The organism is Streptomyces sp. RLB3-17 (assembly GCF_007113425.2).
GTDB classification, from domain to species: Bacteria; Actinomycetota; Actinomycetes; order Streptomycetales; family Streptomycetaceae; genus Streptomyces; species Streptomyces mirabilis_D.
On the sequence record NZ_CP041610.2, the window covers coordinates 11,622,628 to 11,638,479 of the forward strand.

Sequence of the window (15,852 nt, forward strand, 5' to 3'; positions counted from 1 at the left end):
CAGGATGGCCATTGAGGAGATGAAGGTCCGCGACGCCTTCCGGATCACACCGTCGCAACTGCCGGACAACCGGGGCCTGTTCTTCGAGGCCTGGCGGCTGGGCGGCCTCACGGCGGCCGGCGGCCAGCCGTTCACCGTCCGGCAGGTCAACTTCTCCGTCTCCCGCCGCAACACACTGCGCGGCATCCACGGCACCACCCTGCCGCCGGGCCAGGCGAAGCTGGTGACCTGTGTGCGCGGCGCCGCCCTGGATGTGGTCGTCGACCTGCGCGTCGGCTCCCCGACGTTCGGCATGTTCGACACCACCCTGCAGGAAGCCGGCTCCGGCATCGGCGTCTACCTTGCCGACGGCCTCGGCCACGCCTTCCTCGCCCTGAGCGACGACACCTGCATGAACTACCTGTGCTCCGAGGAGTACGTGCCCGGCACCATGGTCGACATCCAGGCCCTCGACCCCGACATCGGCATCCCCTGGAACACCACCGGACAACTCATCCGCTCCGACAAGGACACCCACGCCCCCACCCTCTCCGAGGCCGCCGCCCGCGGCCTGCTGCCCACCTACGAACAGGCCCTCGCCTCCTACCAGCCCGCGGCCCCCGCCGGCCCCCGCCCGTAACCTGACGGGTGACGCCGGCAGCGGGAGGTGCGGTGATCGAGTGCGTCCGGGCGGTACTGGTCACGCCCGCCGGCCGGCTGCTGCTGATCCGCCGCACCTGGCCGGGCGCCACGCCCTACCGGGTGTTCCCCGGCGGGCACGTCGAACCGGACGATCCGGGCCTGCGCGCGGCCCTGGTCCGTGAGATACGCGAAGAGACCGGCGCCGAGCCGCAGATCACGGGCCTCCTGCAGGTACTGGCCGACGCACACCAGCGCCAGTACTTCTACCTGGCCCGCATCGGGTCATGGTCCGAGGCGGACCGCACCGGTCCGGAGTTCGCCGACCCGGACCGCGGCGAGTACCGGCTCGAGGAAGTCCCGCTGAGCATCCGGGCGCTCGACGCCCTCAGCCTGGAGCCGGAGGAGATCGCCGCACTGCTGCGCGCCGCGGTGACGGCCGGGACCGATCTGGCCGCCCTGGCGGATCCGGCACGGTGAGTCCGGCGGCCGGCACCAGGAACCCCTGCGCCAGGAGGCTGGCCGCCGACGGCCGCCGGGTGTGAACCGGCCTGCCCCCTCCGCAGGTTGGAGCGAGCCCGGCGCAGGGCTTCACATGATTTCTCTCGCGGCCCGGCGGATCTCTGCTCACCCCGGAACCGGGGGCGCGGAGAATCAGGTTGATCAGCATCCGGCCAGTCGATCAGGCGCGGACCCCGCACGCTGTGGCGGAGGCCAACAGTTCCGCGGGCGGGAGGCGAGGGGGGCGTCAACTTCTGCCCGCCCGGGGAGTGCGGCCGTGCAGGGGCACCCGCCATCGTGATCTTGCAGGGTATCCCCGGCTTCAGCCGGGGAGGGAATGCATCCTAAGACTGCTCTGACCTGCACTTTAGAGCTTCTGCTGCTCGATGTACTGACGGATTACCGTGAGCGGTGCGCCACCGCACGAGCCTGCGAAGTAGGAGCGGGACCAGAACACCGAGCCCATGCCGATGCGGTTGATGCGGCCGGTGTACTCGGCTCGCAGGTAGCGGGAGCTGACGCCCTTGAGGCTGTTGATCAGCTTGGACAGGGCGATCTTCGGCGGGTAGTGCACGAGCAGGTGGACGTGATCAGCCTCGCCGTTGAACTCCCTCAGCTCCGCCTCGAAGCCGGCGCACACCTCCCGCATGATCTCCTCGCACCGCTTCAGCATGGCGTCATCGAAGACACCGCGCCGGTACTTGGTGACGAACACCAAATGAGCGTGAAGGTTGTAAGTGACATGACGACCGGTGCGGATATCGGGGTTTGCTTCCCAGCGAGGTGACATACACCAAGAGTAGTATGATCTTCGAAGCTGACTAGGAAGGGGGTGGGCCGGATGATCCGTGCGTACAAGTTCCTCATGCGGCCCACCCAGGGCCAGCAAGGCGCGCTTGCCGAGATGCTGCGTGACCACTGCTCGCTCTACAACGGGGCGTTGCAAGAACGCCGCGACGCCTACCGGCACGCGAGCAAGACGACTGTGCGCTACGGGCAGCAGTCCGCGCAGCTCAAGGACATCCGGGCCTTCGATCCGGAGCGTCAGGGCCGCTGGTCCTTCTCCTCTCAGCAGGCCACCTTGCGGCGCCTGGACAAGGCGTTCGCCGCGTTCTTCCGGCGCGTGAAGGCCGGGGACAAGCCGGGCTATCCGCGGTTCCGGTCGGGGAAGCGGTTCGACACCGTGGACTTCCCGAAGGACGGCGACGGCTGCCGCTGGGACTCCACCCCGCACGATCCCGTCACCCGCGTGCGTCTCCAAGGTGTCGGCCACGTCAAGGTGCACCAGCACCGGCCGGTAGCCGGCAAGGTCAAAACGATCTCGGTGAAGCGGGAAGGCCGCCGCTGGTACGTCATCCTGACCGCCGACCAGGCCCAGCCCGAACCGCTCCCGGCAACCGGCAGCGTGGTCGGCGTCGACATGGGCATAGCCAACTTCCTTGCCGACTCCAACGGCGAGTTCGTGCCCAACCCCCGTCACGGGGCGAAGGCCTCAGCGAAGCTCGAAGTTGCACAGCAGGCCCTCAGCCGGTGCAAGCGCGGCTCGAAGCGCCGCCGCAAGGCCGTGGACACGGTGGCGCGGCTACACCGCAAGGTCCGCCGCCAACGCCTCGACCACGCGCACAAGACCGCGCTTGACCTGGTGCGTGAGCACGATTTCGTTGCGCACGAAGACCTCAAGATCCGGAACATGAACAGGGCCCCCGCACCCAAGCCCGACCCCAACCAGCAGGGCAGCTTCCTGCCCAACGGGGCCAGCGCGAAGGCCGGGCTCAACCGCTCGATCGCCGATGCCGGATGGGGGGTGTTCCTCGCGATCCTGGCCGCCAAGGCGGAAGGAGCCGGACGGCAAGTGATGGCGGTGGACCCCCGCAACACCTCCCGGACCTGCCCCGAATGCCGGCACGTCTCAGCGGAGAACCGGCCCACTCAGGAAAAGTTCCACTGCGTCTCGTGCGACCACACCGCGCACGCGGACACGGTGGGCGCGATCAACGTTCTACGGGCCGGGCTGGTCCGGCGCGACGCCACACTGGCATAGCGAGAAGCTCCCTCATTCATGAGGGGGAGGAGTCACTTCTGTTGAAAGTGCGAACCGATGTGCTCCGGTCGCCGATCGGGGGGCACCGACCTAACCTCGGTTGAGGCCGACAGTGACCAATGGGGCAGTTGTTCAAGATGGGAGAACATCGTGAATGCCACATTCCGCAGCCACTGGGGGCGCACCTTCGCCGTAGGAACCCTGACCGCAGCCCTGCTGTCCGGGGGGACAGCGGGCGGTACCGCGATAGCGGCCACCGGATCCCAGCATCCGGCCGCACCCGCGGCGACACCTTCGGCATCGGCGCCGGAGACGTCGAAGACGACGACCACCGCGCCGGCGCCGACGACGACCGCCAAGCCGTCGCCTACGACGACCACCAAGCATTCGCCGAAACCGTCGCCGACGAAGACCCACAAGTATTCGCCGAAGCCGACTCCGACGAAGACGCACAAGTACACGCCGAAGCCGAAGCCGAAGCCGACTCCGACGAAGACCCACAAGTACACGCCGAAGCCGACGAAGACGGCGCACCCGACCATGACCGCCAAGCCGACCAAGACCTCCTAGCCCTGACCGCCGGGGCACGTGACACGCCCGCGCCCCTGAGGCGCGGGCGTGTCCGTCGGAGACTTTGCCCTCCCCTCCTCGCACAACCATCCGGCGTCCGGTACGTCTGATGCGGTATGAGGGCGTGGTGGGCGGACAGGAAGCGGCGGTATGCGGCCGTGGTGTGTGCAGTGGTACTGGCGGCGGCCGGGGCAGGCGCCGTCGCCCTGAAAGCCCGTCACCCGGCGCAGGCGCCCGGGGCCGTGCTGACGTTCCGGTCCGTGCTGAACACGTTCTACCTGCCGCGCTACACCGCGCCCGGCCATGCCCCCTGGGCCCCCGAATACCGGATCCGCCTGGCCGCGGCCGCGGCCCCGTCCGGCGGGAGCCAGGGGGCCGCCAGGCAGGTCGAGGCGGATTTCGACCTGTCCGTCTTCAAGGGGAAGGCCGACATCTGGGGGGAGAACAAGGGCTACGGCTGCGCCCGGTCGGGCTTTCGCGTGACCTGCGCGCTGCCGGACATCAAGTACGGGGAGGGAGCTGATTTCCTTCCCTTCCAGGTGAAGCCGAAGCCTGGTACGGCCTTGGGCCCGGCCGGGTCCATCGTGGTGACCGTGCACAGCGCCGACGCGCCCACCATCCAGCACACCACCCGTGTGAGGGTCGGCTCGCCGTATCTGACCACCCGGAACAGGAAACTGACGGGGGTGCGCCCCGGGGGCGAGGTGGGGCTGACACCCGCCTTCGGCAACCGGGGGGACACCGGTGTCGACGGTGGCATCACCGTCATGGTGGTGGCGGACGGCAGCACCCTGCTGCCCCGGTACGGCAACTGCCGCTACAACAAGGCGGCAGCGGCCACCGAGGCACAGTGCGACTTTCCCGGCCCGCTGCCCGCGGGGACGGCGTACGAGACGGACCATCCGGTCATCGCCGTGACCGGCCAGGACACGAGGAGCGGCAGCCTGCACTACAGCGTGTGGCCCACCGCCGATATCGACGGTCCGTCACAGCTTCCCGGGCGGGCTGTGCGCGGCACCGGTGAAGTGCTGCGGCTTCGGCCGGTGGACGGCGGCGCGTTCACCGGGAGCGAGTCGTACAGGAGCCGGGGAGCCGCCGGGGCGCTGGACTTCGAGACCACGCGGGTCGACGACGTGGAGGCCGTCGGTTTCACCATCCGGGGCAGGGTGGGCGAGGAGGTCCGGACCGAGGTGCCGTATCCGAGGGGCTACCGGGGCGACACGATGTGGGTGACGCTCCCCGACGGCGTCAGCCTCGTCACCCGGCCACCGCAAGACCTGCAGAGCGAGGACTCCTACTGCCGAAAGGGCTCGGCGAAGGGCGGTCCCGTCGCCTGCGGGCCGGGGGCCGAGCCCTACGCCGTCGTCCTGCTGGTGCGTATCGACAAGCGCGTGGAAGGGGCCCGCGGCAGCGTCACGGCCCCGTCTGATCCCGCCGCCGACCCAGACCAGGACAACAACACAGCCCCGGTGACCGTGGAGTACATCCCTTGACGCCTCCCCCGGCTAAGACGCCGTTTCTGATGGCTGGCCTCTCTCGTTGGTCAGGGCATGGCAAGCCTTGTCGAGCGTCTGGTGCCAGATGAGTTGTGGGTGTTGTTCCGGCGGGTGGTGCCGCCGACTGAGGTCATCCGTCCGCAGGGCGGAGGCAAGCGGCGAGCGGACGACCGTGAGGTGCTGGCCGGGATCGTCTTCGTCGCGACTTCGGGTTGCACCTGGCGGCAACTACCGCCGGTGTTCGGCCCGTGCTGGCAGACGGTCTACCGGCGCTTCGCGCAGTGGAGCCGGGTGCGGGTGTGGGCTCGGCTCCACCGTGTCGTGCTCGACGAACTCGGCTCCCGTGGTGAGCTGGACTGGTCTCGTTGCGCGATCGACTCCGTCAGCGTTCGGGCCGCAAAGGGGGGCTTCTGACGGGACCGAATCCGACCGACCGCGGCAAGCTCGGATCGAAAATCCACTTGGTCACCGACCGGAACGGTCTGCCGCTGTCGCTCGGCATCTCCGGAGCCAACCTCCACGACAGCCAGGGCCTGGAGCCGCTGATCCGCGGCATCCCGCCCATCCGGTCCCGCCGCGGACCACGCCGCAGGCGGCCTGCCAAGCTTCACGGTGACAAGGGGTACGACTACGACCATCTGCGGCGATGGCTCCGAGCACGTGAATCATGCCGCGCATCGCCCGCAAGGGAATCGAGTCTTCGCAACGACTGGGTCGGCATCGCTGGGTCGTGGAGCGGACAGTGTCCTGGCTGGCAGGATGTCGCCGCCTGCACCGCCGCTACGAACGCAAGCCCGAGCACTTCCTCAGCTTCGTCGGTATCGCTGCCACCCTCATCTGTCATCGGCGCCTCACCGCAGCCTGATCGGCGACGGCACCGATAGCCTCGGCCGCGTGATCGATGAAGCAACCCAGTGGCGTCGGTTCGCCGCGCTCCTGCCACCCGCTCGCGCCGCAGAAATTGTGGACTGCTGGGACATCGGGGAGCAGGAGGCCGGACTCGACAGGCTCGTTGTCGGCCTTCTGGACCATCAGGTGCCGATCAGCGAGACCGTGCGAGCCGAGATCGCTGTGGCGGCCGAGGTCTGGGGCATGTGGACTGCACTCGCTCCCGGCCTCGCCCGATGCCTCGGCGACCACCACGACGATCCCAGGCTGAGGCTGATTGAGCATGCCGACACCGTCCCGTTGCCCGGATCCTCCGTCGGGACCGACACGACACTGGCTGATCTCCTGGTTGTCCCGTGGATCGCCTGTACACGTTGTGGCCAGGTGCTCGCACGTGCGCACGCTCAAGAACCATGGGGTGACCTGTCCTACCTTGCAAAGCACTATGTGCTGTTCGTCCCCGGGCGGAGCACGTCGACAAGACTGTTCGCTCCTGACTCGGCATGGGACGCCTTGACGGACCTGCGCATGTCCTGCGTCGATGCATAGGCACCCGTCTCGAGAGCCATACGACCATCAGAAACGGCGTCTAATACTGCAACGGTCTTTGCCGTGACTGCTGGCCAGTTCGGTCGTTGGTGTGGTTATGGGTGGGGACCTTGCTGATGTCAGGCTGTGGGCGGGTGAACTGGAGGCTCTGCATGAGCGGTTCGTGCACCGGTTCAATCGGGAGGAGCCGCGCCAGTCGGCGTTGGCCTATATGCGGGGCCTGATCGCCCCGCTGCAGCGCAAGAACGGCTGGACCCTGGCTGAGGAGGCCGGCCATGCCGGGCCGGATCGCATCCAGCGGATGCTGAACCGGATCGAGTGGGACGCCGACGAGGTCCTCGACGACGTGCGCCGATACGTGGTCGACAACCTCGGCGACCGGGATGCGGTGCTCATTGTCGATGACACCGGCTTCCTGAAGAAGGGCACTCGCTCGGCCGGGGTGCAAAGGCAGTACTCCGGCACTGCGGGCCGCACGGAGAACTCCCAGATCGGCGTCTTCCTCGCCTACGCCACTGGCCGCGGACGCACGCTGATCGACCGCCGTCTGTATCTGCCCACCTCATGGACGGACGACCGGGAACGCTGCCGCCGGGCCGGTATCGACGACAGTGTCGCCTTCGAGACGAAGGTGGCCATGGCCAAGGCGATGGTCCGCCGGGCCATCGCCGACCGGGTCCCGTTCGGGTGGGTGACGGCGGACGCCGCTTACGGCTTCAGCAAGGGCTGGAGGTTCGAGCTGGAGCAGGCCGACGTCTTCCATGTCATGGCCACCACCCGGCACGACACCGTCGTCACCCGCTGGTCCATCGACCACCCCGTGCACGAGCTGTTTCCCGGACTGCCACGGCAGAAGTGGAAGCGCCGCTCGTGCGGGCAGGGAGCCCACGGCCATCGGATCTATGACTGGGCCCGCGTCGAGGTCCGGCCCTGGCACCGCGAGGACCGCCGCCACTGGGTTCTCGCCCGCCGCAGCGTGAGCAGGCCCGAGGAGATCTCCTACTACATCGCCTACTGCCCGGCCGACACCACGCTGGACGAACTGATCCGCATCGCCGGAAGCAGGTGGGCAGTTGAGGAATGCTTCCAGACCGCGAAACAGGAATGTGGCCTCGATGACTACCAGGTCCGCCGCTACCCCGGCTGGCACCGCCACATGACCCTGGCCATGGCCGCCCACGCCTGTCTGACCGTCCTGCGGGCCCGACAGCTGGACATGGAGAAAGCAGAAACGGATCCTCCCAGCTCATCCACCTCAGCCTCGCCGAGATCCGACGCCTGATCACCCGACTCGCCAACCGCCGCCCCACCCCGGTCAACCACATCCTGCACTGGTCACACTGGCGACGACGACGCCAGCACCAGGCCCGCATCAGCCACTACAAACGACGCGGACACAGCCCCTGAAAACTGCCCACCACTCAGCACAAACACCGTTGCAGTACTAAAGCAGGGGGATTCCTAGCTCACGTCGCCTGCCCCCCCCGGCGGGGGTGCAGGTCTTGCACGATCAGCACTAGCCGGGTTGCAGACCAGCCCGGACCAGCATCACGCGGGCGGAGTTCTTGTCCCGAGGGCTCACGACTCCGCACGCGGTGCAGGTATACGTCCTTTCGGAAAGAGGTAGTGCGTGCTTGGTTCTCGCTCCGCACTGCGCACAGTCCATCGTGGTGTGCGCGGGGTGTACCAGATACACGGTCCGGCCGTGCTTGCGGGCCATCAGCGTCAGGACACCGCCCGCAAGTGGGCCAAGAAGATCGTCCGCGACCATGACGCTTTGGCCGTGGAGGACTTCCGCCCCAAGTTCCTCGCGAAGTCCACCATGGCCCGCAAGGCCGCTGACGCCGCGATCGGAGCGACGAAGGCCGCGTTGGTCGAGGACATCATCCGCTGGTAGTGGGCCAGGCGCTGGGCGGCGTTCTTCCCGTGCTGGGGGTGGGGAAGGTCGTGTCCGTCGCTGGTGGTGGTCGCGGTCTCCGTGACACCCCAGTCGATACCGATCACCGCGCCGGTCTCCGGCGGGGCCTCGGTCACGGCCGGGACGACAAAGGACGCGTACCACGCTCCGGTGCCCTCGCGGTACACACGGACGCTGGACGGAGGTTCGGGCAGGTCCCGCGACCACACCACCGTCACCGCGATGCCCCCGGCCAGGTGCAGACGACCGCTTTTGAGACGGAAGCCGCGCCGGGTGTAGTTCAGGCTGGGGGCGTCCTGGTGCTTTTTCTTGTACCGGGGCATACCGGCCCGCTGCCGCATCGGCAACCGGGCCTTGATGTCCTTGAGTGCTTTGGCCCGGGACTTCGCGAAGTCGCGTATCAACTGCTGCTGAGGAACCGAGGAGCCTTCACGCAGCCACAACATTGCGGTGCGGGCCTGCGTCAGCATCCTGTCCAGCCGTGCCGGACCGCACTTCTCCCCGTCCCGGTGGGCCTTCTTCGACCGGGCGCAGCATTCGTTCCACAACCACCTGCAGCGCGACCACTCCGCCTCAAGAGCCGTGCGGGCGCCAGAGGAGACACGCAGGCGATAGGTGTAGCGGGCGTGCCCGTCACCTACCGACTCCTGCGCGATCGCCGCCATGACATCAACCTATCCGGGACGACTGACAGTTGAGACCTCCCGACCGGTGCGGACTGCCACACCGCCATAGCGGATGGACGCCGAATCGCCCTGCCGGCGCTTCAGCCACCCTTGCCCTGCCCCGCAGGAGCCCGATTCCTCCCCGCCCTAAAGGACGGAGCACCCTCGGAGCAACTCGGTGACCGTCCCGTGCCGCAACGGGCGCCCGGTCATCCGAACTGGCCGGGCTGGTAGTCGCCGGCGGGCTGCCGGACGAGGACGTTCACGCGGTTGTAGGCGTTGATGAGGGCGATGAGGGAGACCAGCGCGGCGAGCTGGTTCTCGTCGTAGTGCTTGGCGGCGTTCGCCCAGGCCTCGTCCGTGACCCCGCCGGCCGCGTCCGCGATGCGGGTGCCCTGCTCGGTCAGCTCCAGGGCGGCGCGCTCGGCGTCGGTGAAGACCGTGGCCTCCCGCCAGGCCGCGACCAGGTGGAGGCGCACCGCGGTCTCCCCGGCGTGCGCGGCGTCCTTGGTGTGCATGTCGGTGCAGAAACCGCAGCCGTTGATCTGGCTGGAGCGGATCTTCACCAGTTCCTGCGTCGCGGCCGGCAGCGCCGAGTCCGAGACCGCCTTGCCTGCCGAGTTGATGTGCCTGAGGACCTTGCCTGCGACCGGGTTGCCGAAGAGGTTCAAGCGGGCGTCCATGGTGAGCTCCTGTGTCGTTGCCGGTGGTTACACCTTCCTGACGGATCAGCCCGGCAGGATGTGACAGCACCGGAAAAAAAGCGCGTCTTCTCCGGGCCCGGTGCCGCCCCCGGGAGCGTGCTCACCGGCTCAAAGGGCGGCCTTGTGCTTCAGGGGCTCCCACCAGGCGCGGTGGTCGCGGTACCAGGCGAAGGTCTCGGCCAGGCCCTGGGTGAAGTCCTTGCGGGGGCGGTAGCCGAGCTCGCGGGAGATCTTCGTGCAGTCCACCGAGTAGCGCAGGTCGTGGCCGAGCCGGTCGGGCACGTGCTCGACGCTGTCCCAGCCCGCCCCGGCGAGGTCGAGCAGCAGGGTGGTCAGTTCCTTGTTGCTCAGCTCGGTGCCGCCGCCGATGTTGTACACCTCGCCCGGCCGGCCGCCGGTGCGCACCAGTTCCAGGCCCTGCACGTGGTCGTCGATGTGCAGCCAGTCCCGGACGTTGAGCCCCTCCCCGTACAGCGGGACGCGGTGTCCGTCGAGGAGGTTGGTGACGAACAGGGGGATGACCTTCTCGGGGAAGTGGTGGTGGCCGTAGTTGTTGGAGCAGCGGGTCACCCGGACGTCCAGGCCGTGGGTGCGGTGGTAGGAGAGGGCGACGAGGTCGGAGGAGGCCTTGGAGGCGGCGTAGGGGGAGTTGGGGCGCAGCGGGTCGCTCTCGGGCCAGGAGCCCTCGGCCAGGGAGCCGTAGACCTCGTCGGTGGAGACGTGCAGGAAGCGGGCCGGGCCGCCGGGCCGGCGCAGCGCGGCGTCCAGCAGGGTCTGGGTGCCCAGCACGTTGGTGGTGATGAACTCGGCGGCGCCGAGGATGGAGCGGTCGACGTGGGACTCGGCGGCGAAGTGCACGATCTGCTCGTGGCCGGCGACGAGACCGGCCACGAGGCGGGTGTCGCAGATGTCGCCGTGCACGAAGCGGAAGGCGGGGTGGGAGCGGACCGGGTCGAGGTTGGCGGGGTTGCCGGCGTAGGTGAGTTTGTCCAGGACGGTGATTTCGATGTCGCCGGGGCCTGCCGGGCCGAGCAGGGTGCGTACGTAGTGCGAGCCGATGAACCCCGCTCCGCCGGTGACGAGGATGCGTGTGGTGGTCATCTGATCCCTCCGTGGATGCTCCGCTTTTCGGGCGGAGAGGAAACGGACTCCTGCGGAGCCGGGCGAGGAGCGACGTGAACGCGGCGAAGAACCTTCTGGCTGCCGGGCGGGCAGTGTCCGGGTGTGGAGCTGGTGTAGGACCTCAACGGAGAACTCCGGGCGGGCAGTCGGCGGCGAAGCACGGACCCTCACGGCGTGAGCGTTGGGATCCCCCTCGTTCACGAGGGGGAGAGGTCAAGATGAGATCTGCACCTTGCTGTGGTCGCCGAGGATGAGCCGGTGGGCGGCGGGGACCCGGGGTGCGGGGGTCACCTCCACGTTGCGTCCGATGATCGAGGCCTCCACGCGGCGGGCGCCGCGCACCGAGGAGCCGTCCAGGACGATGGAGAACTCGATCTCGCTGTCGGTGATGCGGCAGTCGTGGGAGATGGAGGTGAACGGGCCGACGTAGGAGCCGGCGATCACGCTGCCGGTGCCGATGACGGCCGGGCCCACGATGCGCGAGCCGCTCACCCGGGCGCCCTCGTCGATCTGCACCCGCCCGATGATCTCACTGGTGTCGTCGACGTCGCCCTCGATGTGCGGCTCGGTGTGCTCCAGGACGGTGCGGTTGACCTCCAGCATGTCGCCGACGTTCCCGGTGTCCTTCCAGTAGCCGGAGATCGTCGTGGAGCGTACGTCGCGCTGCTGGTCGATGAGCCACTGCAGGGCGTGGGTGATCTCCAGTTCGCCGCGCCAGGAGGGCGTGATGGCGCGGACGGCCTCGTGCACGGCCGGGGTGAACAGGTAGACGCCGACCAGCGCGAGGTCGCTCTTGGGGGCCTCGGGCTTCTCCTCCAGTCCTATGACCCGTCCGTCCGCGCCGAATTCGGCGACCCCGAACTGGCGCGGGTCGGGGACCTGGGTGAGCAGGATCTGGGCGGCGGGCCGCTGTGCGCGGAAGGCGTCGACGAGGGAGGAGATGCCGCCCACGATGAAGTTGTCGCCCAGGTACATGACGAAGTCGTCGTCGGCGAGGAAGTCGCGGGCGATGATGACGGCGTGGGCCAGGCCCAGCGGCGCGTCCTGGGGGATGTAGGTGACGGTGAGGCCGAACTTGGAGCCGTCGCCGACGGCTTGCATGATCTCGTCGGCGGTGTCCCCGACGACGATCCCGACCTCGGTGATGCCCGCGTCCGCGATCGCTTCCAGGCCGTAGAAGAGCACCGGCTTGTTGGCCACGGGCACCAGCTGCTTGGCGGATGTGTGGGTGAGGGGGCGCAGGCGGGTTCCGGCCCCGCCGGAGAGTACGAGAGCCTTCATGAAGGGGAGGCTAGGAGCGGGCACTTGAGCCGGGATGGGGGATGGGCCGCGCCCACAGGCCCCCTCCAGGGCGGCTCGAGAGGCGGTGGGGATCCTCGGGTGACACGGCGGGGCGGGCGGCTGCGCCTGCCCGCTTCGGTGACGCGAGCCCAGGAAGGCTTGAGGCATGGCAGACAACCACCGTGAACTCGTCCAGCGCTTCGTCGACATGATCAACGCTCATGACGTGAGCACCATGAGCGAGCACACCGCGCCCGGGCACATCGACCACAACCCCGTTGTGGAGGACGGCATCGAGGCGAACACGGCGTTCTGGGAGCAGATCTTCGCCGCGTTCCCCGATGTCAAGGTCGTCACCCACGACCTGGTCGTGGAGGGGGACCGCATCGCCGGGCGTTTCGAGTACTCGGGCACCCACCAGGGCACGTTCTTCGGCGTCGAGGCCACCGGGCGGCCGCTGAACTTCCAGTCGATCGACTTCTGGCGGGTCGAGGACGGGCTGCTGGCCGAGCACTGGGACCAGCTGGACATGGCGGGGCTGTTCCGCCAGCTCGGCGTCGACATCCACGCCGGCCAGGACGGCCGGTAGCCGTCCTCGGGCGCGGGCGGGCGGCCCGGCGCGCACCGTGTGCGCGCCGGGCCGCCCGTGCGTGAGCCCGTGCGTGAGCTGGTACGGGGCCGGGCCGTCCGTGTGCCGTCTCTACGGGACCGGGCGGGTCGCGGCTCTACGGGAGCGGGGCGGGTCGCGGCTCTACGGGGCCGGGGCGGGCCGCGGCCTGTTCGACGGCGTCGGTGAGCCGGGCGTGGGCGAGGAGGGCCTCGGTGTGCGGGGTGAAGTCCTCGCGGTCGAGGACGGCCCGGGCGAAGACGCCGGCGATGTTGGTGAAGTGGGTGTCCGGGGCGAGGCGGATCTCGCGGACGGCGCCGCCCTGTTCGACGTGCAGGACGGGGACGTGCTCGTCGGGGGTGCTGAAGGCGCGTTCCAGGCGCAGCCGTCCCTGGCTGCCCCACAGGTCGTAGCCGCTGCGGTAGGCGTGTTCGACGCCGTAGGCGAGCTGGGCGGTGGCCCCGCCGGCGGCGGTCAGCAGGGCGCCGCCGGCGGGCGCCGGCCCGTGCGCGGTGGCGGGGCTCACGTGGGCGCCGGCCACCCGCAGGTGCGGGCCGAGGAAGAGCTGGGCGGCGCGCAGCGGGTAGGCGGCGACCTCGGGCAGGGTGCTGGCCCGCCGCGGGGTGCCGTCGGCGTCGCGGCGCAGCGGGATGCCGAACTCGGAGCCGAACAGGCGCAGTTCGCCGATCAGCCCGTCGCCGATCAGCTGCTGGACGCGGGCGTGCTGGGAGTGGTGGAGGAACATGAAGCTCTCCATCAGCAGCAGGCCGCGCTCGCGGGCGAGGGACACCGCCTTGTCCGCGTCCGCGAGGCGGGCGGCGAACGGCTTCTCGCACAGCACGTGCTTGCCGGCCTGAAGCGCCCGCAGGGTCCACTCCACGTGCAGTTCGGGCGGCAGCGGCAGGTAGACGGCGTCCACGTCGTCGCGCTCCAGCAGCCCGGCGTAGCCGGCCACCGGGGTGCCGCCGAACCGGCCGGTGAACGCCCGCGCCTTCGCGAGGCTGCGGCTGGCGATCGCGGTCACCTCGACGAGCGGCTGGCGGGCCATCGAGGGCAGCATGCGCCGCTCGGCGATGTCCGCGCAGCCCAGCACCCCGATCCGCAGCACCGGCCCGCCCGCTCCTCCTGTGCGCTCGGGCCCGTTCACCTGGTTCCTCCGAGGATGCCCCGGCCTTCAGGCCGGGAAGGAATCGGACTCCTGCGGAGCAGGGCAGGGAACGGGGTTTCGCCTCCAGGTCGAAAGACCGTCCACGCGATCGGGTAGCGTGGCCGATGTGCGTTGCGAGAACCAAGCGCGCACACCGTGCTGAGCGAGAGCCAAGCCAGCACAGCAACTCCTTTGCTTGTAGTACCAAACCGGGCAGGTTCCGACCCGGCTGGTGTTGAGGGTGTAAGACCCGTAGGTCCGCTGGACCCGCAGGCAGCCTGAGCCAGGAATCCCCCTGCTTCAGCGGGGGGAGGGTTCAACGGGCGTACGCCCCGCCGCGCGCCCAGGCCGCGCGCAGTGCGCTCAGCAGCGTCCGGGCCTCGATGTTGAGGTAGTTGCTGTGCCGCAGCAGGTCGGACAGCTGGCCGGCGGTCACCCACAGGAAGTCCCCGGGTACGTCGACGGGGAACTCGCCGCCCACTTCCATCAGGACGTAGCGGTTGCCGGCGTGGTGGAAGCGGCCGCCCTCCTCGGACTGCACGGTGTCGTACAGCAGCGTGCCGGGATCGGCGCGCAGGACGAGGTCGAGGTAGCGGGGCCGGCGGGGCAGCGGCAGGGTCAGGGCGCGGCCGGGCTGGCACTGCACGGTGGGGCCGAGTTCGGCCACGTCCAGGACGCCGGCCTCGGAGCGGGCGTGGGCGAGCAGGTGCGGCACGCCGCCGATGCGGCGCACCAGGAACGCCGACAGGCCCTGTTCGGCCGGCGCGAGCAGGGGCTGGGTCCAGCGGGTGACCTCGCGGTTGGCGGCGGCCACGGACGCGGCGATGACGGTGAAGTGGTGGCCGCTGTCGTGGGCGATGGCGTCCTCGGTGCGCCGCCAGTTCCGCACGGCGGCCAGCGGCATGCTGGTCTGCACGAGCTCGCGGTGGGCCTTGATCTCGGTGAGCCGGTTGAGGAGGTGCTCCATGCTGTGCAGCGGGGGCCCCTCGTCGGTGTACGAGGGGATCAGCGACAGCACGGTGCGGGCGTCCATGTTGACCACGTTCGACTCGCGCAGCAGCTGGTGGATCTGGCCGAGGGTCAGCCAGACGAAGTCCTCGTGCGCGGGGACGGGGCCGAGGGCCTCGACCACCATGTTCCGGTTGCGTTTGCGCAGGAACCAGGAGCCCTGTTCGGACTGCAGGGAGTCGAACAGCACCCGGGAGCCGGTCCGCGGCGGGGCGAAGTACTCGATGTAGTTCACCCGGGCGCCCTTGTGCACGCCGGTGTAGTTGCTGCGGGTGGCCTGCACGGTGGGGGACAGCTGGACGGTCTCGAGGTTGCCGGGTTCCATCTTGGCCTGCATCAGGCAGTGCAGGACGCCGTCGAACTCCTTGACGACGATGCCCAGGATGCCGATCTCGGGCTGGTTGATGATCGGCTGCGACCAGGACGCGGCGTGCCCCTCCCACTCGGCGCGCACCTGCAGGCCCTCCACGGAGAAGAACCGGCCGCTGTCGTGCACGAGGTTGCCGGTGGAGTCCGAGAAGCGCCAGCCGACCAGGTCGCGGAAGGGGATGCGCCGCACCTCGTAGCGGTTGGTGCGGCGCTGTTCGGCGAACCATTCGCGGAAGACCGGATTGGGCGTCAGAGGGCTGTCCAGGGTCTGGGCCGACAGCGTGAAGCGCCGCCCCGGACGGGTGAGGGTGCCCGGGGGCACCGCCTGGGTGATGGTCATCAGTCATGACTCCTTCGCCGTGTGCCGC

Annotated in this window: 14 protein-coding genes and 3 pseudogenes; 9 read left to right on the forward strand and 8 right to left on the reverse strand. The window is 69.3% G+C overall.

Going from position 1 to position 15,852, the window contains the following annotated elements:
* Positions 1-4: 4 nt before the first annotated feature.
* Entirely contained in the window at positions 5-619 is a 615-nt protein-coding gene (locus tag FNV62_RS52505; protein ID WP_144316287.1) for a dTDP-4-dehydrorhamnose 3,5-epimerase family protein, read from the forward strand.
* A 32-nt stretch (positions 620-651) separates the two neighbouring features.
* Entirely contained in the window at positions 652-1,098 is a 447-nt protein-coding gene (locus FNV62_RS52510) for an NUDIX domain-containing protein (RefSeq protein ID WP_143604900.1), read from the forward strand.
* Between the two features lie 388 nt (positions 1,099-1,486).
* Here FNV62_RS52510 and tnpA read toward each other — a convergent pair whose 3' ends face one another.
* Positions 1,487-1,909, reverse strand: a complete 423-nt coding sequence (gene tnpA / locus FNV62_RS52515) for an IS200/IS605 family transposase (protein ID WP_143604901.1) — start codon at positions 1,907-1,909, stop codon at positions 1,487-1,489.
* A 51-nt stretch (positions 1,910-1,960) separates the two neighbouring features.
* Here tnpA and FNV62_RS52520 point away from each other — a divergent pair, with 51 nt between their 5' ends.
* Complete coding sequence (locus FNV62_RS52520) at positions 1,961-3,160, forward strand: RNA-guided endonuclease InsQ/TnpB family protein (RefSeq protein WP_143604902.1); 1,200 nt, start codon at positions 1,961-1,963, stop codon at positions 3,158-3,160.
* A 32-nt stretch (positions 3,161-3,192) separates the two neighbouring features.
* Here the strand turns inward: FNV62_RS52520 and FNV62_RS52525 are convergent, their stop codons facing one another.
* On the reverse strand, positions 3,193-3,711 hold the full coding sequence (locus tag FNV62_RS52525) for a hypothetical protein (protein ID WP_164657681.1): 519 nt from the start codon (positions 3,709-3,711) through the stop codon (positions 3,193-3,195).
* Between the two features lie 180 nt (positions 3,712-3,891).
* On the opposite strand from FNV62_RS52525, the gene FNV62_RS52530 reads away from it, so the two are divergent.
* The 4 genes and pseudogenes from FNV62_RS52530 to FNV62_RS52545 all read left to right on the forward strand — a co-directional run bounded on the left by FNV62_RS52530 (position 3,892) and on the right by FNV62_RS52545 (position 7,945).
* A complete protein-coding gene (locus FNV62_RS52530) occupies positions 3,892-5,223 on the forward strand; it encodes a hypothetical protein (RefSeq protein ID WP_143604903.1) in 1,332 nt (443 codons plus the stop codon).
* A 57-nt stretch (positions 5,224-5,280) separates the two neighbouring features.
* Positions 5,281-6,091, forward strand: a pseudogene (locus FNV62_RS52535) (IS5 family transposase).
* Between the two features lie 29 nt (positions 6,092-6,120).
* Positions 6,121-6,663 (forward strand): hypothetical protein, encoded by a 543-nt coding sequence (locus FNV62_RS52540; protein WP_143604904.1) that lies wholly within the window; start codon positions 6,121-6,123, stop codon positions 6,661-6,663.
* A gap of 97 nt (positions 6,664-6,760) precedes the next feature.
* Positions 6,761-7,945 (forward strand): IS701 family transposase, encoded by a 1,185-nt coding sequence (locus FNV62_RS52545; RefSeq protein ID WP_144316288.1) that lies wholly within the window; start codon positions 6,761-6,763, stop codon positions 7,943-7,945.
* 179 nt (positions 7,946-8,124) lie between these two features.
* Here FNV62_RS52545 and FNV62_RS58315 read toward each other — a convergent pair.
* From FNV62_RS58315 to rfbB, 3 genes and pseudogenes are all read right to left on the reverse strand, one after another.
* Positions 8,125-9,246 (reverse strand): annotated as a pseudogene (locus FNV62_RS58315) (RNA-guided endonuclease InsQ/TnpB family protein).
* Positions 9,247-9,455: 209 nt separating this feature from the next.
* Complete coding sequence (locus FNV62_RS52555; RefSeq protein WP_144316289.1) at positions 9,456-9,929, reverse strand: carboxymuconolactone decarboxylase family protein; 474 nt, start codon at positions 9,927-9,929, stop codon at positions 9,456-9,458.
* A gap of 129 nt (positions 9,930-10,058) precedes the next feature.
* Positions 10,059-11,051, reverse strand: coding sequence for a dTDP-glucose 4,6-dehydratase (gene rfbB / locus FNV62_RS52560; RefSeq protein ID WP_060899423.1), 993 nt, complete (start codon positions 11,049-11,051; stop codon positions 10,059-10,061).
* Positions 11,052-11,122: 71 nt separating this feature from the next.
* On the opposite strand from rfbB, the pseudogene FNV62_RS58320 reads away from it, so the two are divergent.
* A pseudogene (locus tag FNV62_RS58320) lies at positions 11,123-11,251 on the forward strand (RNA-guided endonuclease TnpB family protein); the annotation flags it as partial.
* A 34-nt stretch (positions 11,252-11,285) separates the two neighbouring features.
* Here the strand turns inward: FNV62_RS58320 and FNV62_RS52565 are convergent.
* Complete coding sequence (locus FNV62_RS52565) at positions 11,286-12,353, reverse strand: glucose-1-phosphate thymidylyltransferase (RefSeq protein WP_054230033.1); 1,068 nt, start codon at positions 12,351-12,353, stop codon at positions 11,286-11,288.
* 166 nt (positions 12,354-12,519) lie between these two features.
* Between FNV62_RS52565 and FNV62_RS52570 the strand changes: the two genes are divergently transcribed.
* Positions 12,520-12,942, forward strand: a complete 423-nt coding sequence (locus FNV62_RS52570; protein WP_067383410.1) for an ester cyclase — start codon at positions 12,520-12,522, stop codon at positions 12,940-12,942.
* A gap of 136 nt (positions 12,943-13,078) precedes the next feature.
* Here the strand turns inward: FNV62_RS52570 and FNV62_RS52575 are convergent, their stop codons facing one another.
* Both FNV62_RS52575 and FNV62_RS52580 read right to left on the reverse strand, forming a co-directional pair.
* Positions 13,079-14,107, reverse strand: coding sequence for a Gfo/Idh/MocA family protein (locus tag FNV62_RS52575; RefSeq protein ID WP_225900740.1), 1,029 nt, complete (start codon positions 14,105-14,107; stop codon positions 13,079-13,081).
* Positions 14,108-14,423: 316 nt separating this feature from the next.
* The gene (locus tag FNV62_RS52580; protein ID WP_060900329.1) at positions 14,424-15,824 is read right to left on the reverse strand and encodes an NDP-hexose 2,3-dehydratase family protein; all 1,401 of its coding nucleotides are present in this window, start codon (positions 15,822-15,824) and stop codon (positions 14,424-14,426) included.
* Positions 15,825-15,852: the final 28 nt, after the last annotated feature.